This window comes from Methylobacterium sp. J-070 (assembly GCF_022829385.1).
Taxonomy (GTDB): Bacteria; Pseudomonadota; Alphaproteobacteria; order Rhizobiales; family Beijerinckiaceae; genus Methylobacterium.
This window is the reverse complement of record NZ_JAKSXX010000161.1, coordinates 1-3,916: the sequence shown is the minus strand read 5'-3', so window position 1 is coordinate 3,916 and position 3,916 is coordinate 1. Positions and strand designations below refer to the sequence as shown.

Sequence of the window (3,916 nt, the reverse complement as noted above, 5' to 3'; positions counted from 1 at the left end):
TGGTGCTGTCCCTGCACCTCGGGCAGCGTGTAGCCCATGGCCGTCAGGAAGTTGGCGTTGGCGGTAAGGATGGTGCCGTCGGGGGCGAACTCGATGACCGCCTGCGAGCGATCTAGCACGTCGAGCTTGGCTGCCTGATCGACAGCGCTACGCGTTCCACCGAACATGGACGACCCTTCCCAGATTACAGGGCTGCTAGTCGGCAGATCGGGAGGCTGACGGAGCACCTCGCCAGGACATCACCCTTCGCATCTTAGCTTGCGCAACAATAGGCAATAGACGTTGCTTTTTATTTAATCTGGACCGATCGAACGCAATTTGCGTCAAAATCAACCTAGATTAGATCTCAAATTGAGTATTCACGGATCTGTGATTAGAGAAAGGACAACTTAGACGTGTTCAAAAATGCCGAGTTCGCGCAGGGTGCCGGTTAACGGATCGTTGCTTAGGCTGGCGGACTCGTAGCGTTCGGCCGCGCTCTCAACCGGTCGCCCAATCCTGCGGATCACCTCGCGCTCGAACGACACGAATTTCTCGATGCGTCCGTCGGCGGCACGCAGCGGTCGACAATCGATCTCGGCACGGTACTTGGTGCCGTCGGCGCGGTAGTTGGTCAGGTAGCCATGGAAGCGCTCGCCGGCATCGAGGGCGCATGGAAGGTATCGAGCGTCTCGCGCCGCGTCTCCCTGTCTTGCATGAAGCGTGGGCTGTGCCCGAGGATGTCGTGCATATCTCGCCGGACGAGCTGAACGAACGCCGCGTTGGCATAGACGATCGTCGGCCCAGGCGCTTCGACCACCGTGTCGGTGACGACGATCCCGATGGTGGCATCGTGAGCCAGAGCGCGGATGAGTTCGAGGGCTGTCATAGTATCAGAGGTGCTGACGTGTGAACGGTCATCACCAGCATCTACCACCTTATCCTGGCCCAGCGCCCGTGGGAAAAAGTGGTAGGCGCGATTGGCTGTCGGCCTCGTCACGCACGAAGAGCGTCACGCGAGACGTTATGTCGGACTTTTGCGAATTTATCGATCTGTTATCAGTAACATCAATCACGGATGAGATTGTAACAAAGAATAAGTCGATCCGGATACTTTAGCGATGGGCATCTTGGAAACGATAGAAATTTTCTCGTGAGCGCTAATTCGATCACAACTCTAGACGGATCAGGTTCAACGGCCATGCGGATCGCCGCGATGGCCGATCGTATCGTGAAAGAGAAACAGCAAGCCGCTCGCGCGACGAGCGCCTCGCCCCTGATGGCCTATACGGCTTGCCGTTCAAAACATCCCATTCCGCATCAGATCGATATTGTTATCTAAAATTATTGCCTTTATACTTGAATAATTGCATTCAGCTGATTTTAAGGAAAACTTATCTTATTGACTGCCATCGTCTGCCGTAGAAGTCGAGGTGTTGTGCCTCTGACGAGAAAAGCCGCGTTTATGCCCCTCGACCTGAGCATGCCGATCCTTGTCGTCGATGACTACCAGACGATGGTGCGCATCATCCGCAACCTGCTGAAGCAACTCGGTTTTCGAAAGATCGACGATGCGTCCGACGGCACGGCTGCTCTGGCTCGCCTGAAAGACCGCAAATACGGGCTCGTGATCTCCGATTGGAACATGCAGCCGATGACCGGCTACGAATTGCTGCAACATGTCCGCGCAGATGCGACACTGCGACCTGTCCCGTTCCTTATGGTTACCGCCGAGTCCAAGATCGAAAACGTCATCGCAGCCAAGAAAGCCGGCGTGAACAACTACATCGTCAAGCCATTCACTAGCCTGACGCTGAAGGCCAAGATCGAAGCTGTTTGCCTGGTCGATGATGGCACTGGTATCACCTTGGCTGTCGCATAACGACCAGCCAAGAAACTCACGGTCGCTGATCGAGGCAATGATCGCTTAAGACTTAGCATGCCAACGATCGACAATTGGGGGAAAACCGGTGAGGTACGTGATGCCCCCGCTTGTCCAGCTGGTTCGTCCGTTCCGCTCCGCCCGCACCTGGATCTCCCTCGGCGTTCTGGCACCTGTCGGGATGCTGGTTGTCTCCGGCCTGATGCTATTCGATCTGCGGCAGGACGCCTGGGACAAGGCCGAGCAGACCTCCAAGAACCTGCTGCAGGTCCTTGAACGCGACATCGCCCGCAACATCGAGATGTACGACCTGTCGCTGCGCGGCGTCGTCGACAATCTCAAGGCTCCTGGCCTCGCACAGGTCAGCCCAGAACTGCGTCAGCTCATCCTGTTCGACCGGGCCGCGACCGCACGCGACATGGGCGTGATGATCGTGACCGATGAGAACGGCGACAGCATCATCGACGCCAGCACCGTTCCGGCGCGCAAGGTCAATTACGCCGATCGGGCCTACTTCCAGGCGCAGAAGGCGCAGAACAACCTCGGCCTGTACATCAGTCAGCCGCTGTTCTCGCGTCTGCTCGGTAGCCGCATGATCGTGCTGAGCCGCCGCATCAACAAGTCCGACGGGTCATTCGGCGGCATAGTGCTGGGGACCCTGAACCTGTCCTACTTCACACGTCTCTTCGACCAGATCGGTCTTGGCCCGGACAGCGCGATCAACCTGTACCTGCGCGATGGCACGCGCATCATGCGCCACCCCTATGCCGAGGCCGATATCGGCGTGAACATCGCCAGCGCCGCGACCTTCAAGGGCTTCCTGCGTGAGGGCAGCGGCAGCTTCGTCGAGACGTCGGTGCGCGATGGCATCGAGCGCCATTACACCTTCACGCAGGTGGCGGATCTGCCGCTCATCCTCAACGTAGCCATCTCGGCACGAGAGATCGGCGCCGAATGGCACTCGAACGCCGTCGTCATCGGCAGCATCGTCGCGGTGCTGTGCGGCCTCACGATCGCTCTATCGCTCCTGTTCGGGCGCGCGTTGCGCCGGGGCGAAGCCATGCAGGCCGAACTCGCCAAGCTGTCCCTCACCGACGTCCTGACGGGACTGCCGAACCGCCGAGCTTTCGAGGGTGCCGGTGATCGCGCTTGGAAAGCGGCGCAGCGCAACGGCAAGCCGCTGTCCTTGCTGATCGTCGATGCCGACCACTTCAAGCGCTTCAACGACCGCTATGGCCATCAGGTCGGAGACGCGGTGCTTCAGGGCTTGGCGCGTTGCCTGTCGGCCAGCGTCCATCGCCCGCACGATCTTGTCAGTCGGGTCGGTGGCGAGGAGTTCGCCGTTCTCCTGCCGGATACCGATCAGGCCGGCGCTTGCCGTATCGCGGAGAAGATCCACGCCGAAGTTTCGACCCTGGTGGTGGGCTCTGCCGGCATTGGTGCGGGCGATGTTACAGTCAGCATCGGACTGGTAGCCGCCCTGCCGACAGACACGGAGATCGTCGCGCTGACAGACCTCTACCGCTTCGCAGATGCTGCGCTCTACGAAGCCAAGGTGGGCGGTCGGAACCAGACCCGTTGTGCAAGGCCGCAGGAGACCATGGCTGGCCTACACATGCGGCTTCTTCAGGTCGTGGGCGGCTCGTAGGCATTTTGGGTGCCCGGCCCCTGCTACGTCGAGCCGAATGTGATCATAGGCAAGGCGGTCACAGCTACGCTTTGTTCACGCCCGTTGGCCCAGTACGCCTCGATGCCGATCCGGCCCGAGCACCGCTACTTCTACCCCATCGACTGGGTGCAGCTCTCGGCCGTGATCCGGTTCGGCCGGGCAAGGGGCTGCTGCGAGGGCTGCGGACGGCCACACGGGCGGATGGTCTACCACCTTGGCGACGGGCGCTGGTGGGACGCCGAGGCTGGGCGCTGGCGAGATGGGTGGGGGCGCCGGATCCGGATCGGGTCGGCCACTGACATCCTCGGTCGCACTCGCCGGACTCTGGTCGTCCTAGCCGCCGCGCATCGGGATCACGACACCGCGAACAATGCGGCCGCCAACCT

The 3,916-nt window shown here is 60.2% G+C and carries 6 protein-coding genes and 1 pseudogene; 4 read left to right on the top strand and 3 right to left on the bottom strand.

Annotated elements, in window-relative coordinates; translation table 11 throughout:
• The 3 genes and pseudogenes from MKL01_RS15890 to MKL01_RS15880 all read right to left on the bottom strand — a co-directional run.
• Positions 1-167 (bottom strand): annotated as a pseudogene (locus MKL01_RS15890) (PAS domain-containing protein); the annotation flags it as partial.
• Positions 168-389: 222 nt separating this feature from the next.
• Positions 390-527, bottom strand: coding sequence for a hypothetical protein (locus tag MKL01_RS15885; RefSeq protein ID WP_243906177.1), 138 nt, complete (start codon positions 525-527; stop codon positions 390-392).
• Between the two features lie 86 nt (positions 528-613).
• Positions 614-868: a PAS domain-containing protein gene (locus tag MKL01_RS15880; protein WP_243906176.1), complete on the bottom strand. Its 255-nt coding sequence runs from the start codon at positions 866-868 to the stop codon at positions 614-616.
• Positions 869-1,195: 327 nt separating this feature from the next.
• Here MKL01_RS15880 and MKL01_RS35745 point away from each other — a divergent pair, with 327 nt between their 5' ends.
• From MKL01_RS35745 to MKL01_RS15865, 4 genes are all read left to right on the top strand, one after another.
• The gene (locus MKL01_RS35745) at positions 1,196-1,321 is read left to right on the top strand and encodes a hypothetical protein (protein WP_279604656.1); all 126 of its coding nucleotides are present in this window, start codon (positions 1,196-1,198) and stop codon (positions 1,319-1,321) included.
• A gap of 123 nt (positions 1,322-1,444) precedes the next feature.
• The gene (locus tag MKL01_RS15875; RefSeq protein ID WP_243906175.1) at positions 1,445-1,861 is read left to right on the top strand and encodes a response regulator; all 417 of its coding nucleotides are present in this window, start codon (positions 1,445-1,447) and stop codon (positions 1,859-1,861) included.
• A 100-nt stretch (positions 1,862-1,961) separates the two neighbouring features.
• A complete protein-coding gene (locus MKL01_RS15870; RefSeq protein WP_243906174.1) occupies positions 1,962-3,509 on the top strand; it encodes a sensor domain-containing diguanylate cyclase in 1,548 nt (515 codons plus the stop codon).
• A gap of 102 nt (positions 3,510-3,611) precedes the next feature.
• On the top strand, positions 3,612-3,916 hold a 305-nt coding region (locus tag MKL01_RS15865), incomplete at its 3' end, for a hypothetical protein (RefSeq protein WP_243906178.1).

What these genes read in the sequence shown, in the direction of transcription:
- MKL01_RS15880 (WP_243906176.1), bottom strand. Translation starts at nt 868, where the DNA reads ATGACAGCCCTCGAACTCATCCGCGCTCTGGCTCACGATGCCACCATC.
- MKL01_RS35745 (WP_279604656.1), top strand. Translation starts at nt 1,196, where the DNA reads ATGGCCGATCGTATCGTGAAAGAGAAACAGCAAGCCGCTCGCGCGACG.
- MKL01_RS15875 (WP_243906175.1), top strand. Translation starts at nt 1,445, where the DNA reads ATGCCCCTCGACCTGAGCATGCCGATCCTTGTCGTCGATGACTACCAG.
- MKL01_RS15870 (WP_243906174.1), top strand. Translation starts at nt 1,962, where the DNA reads ATGCCCCCGCTTGTCCAGCTGGTTCGTCCGTTCCGCTCCGCCCGCACC.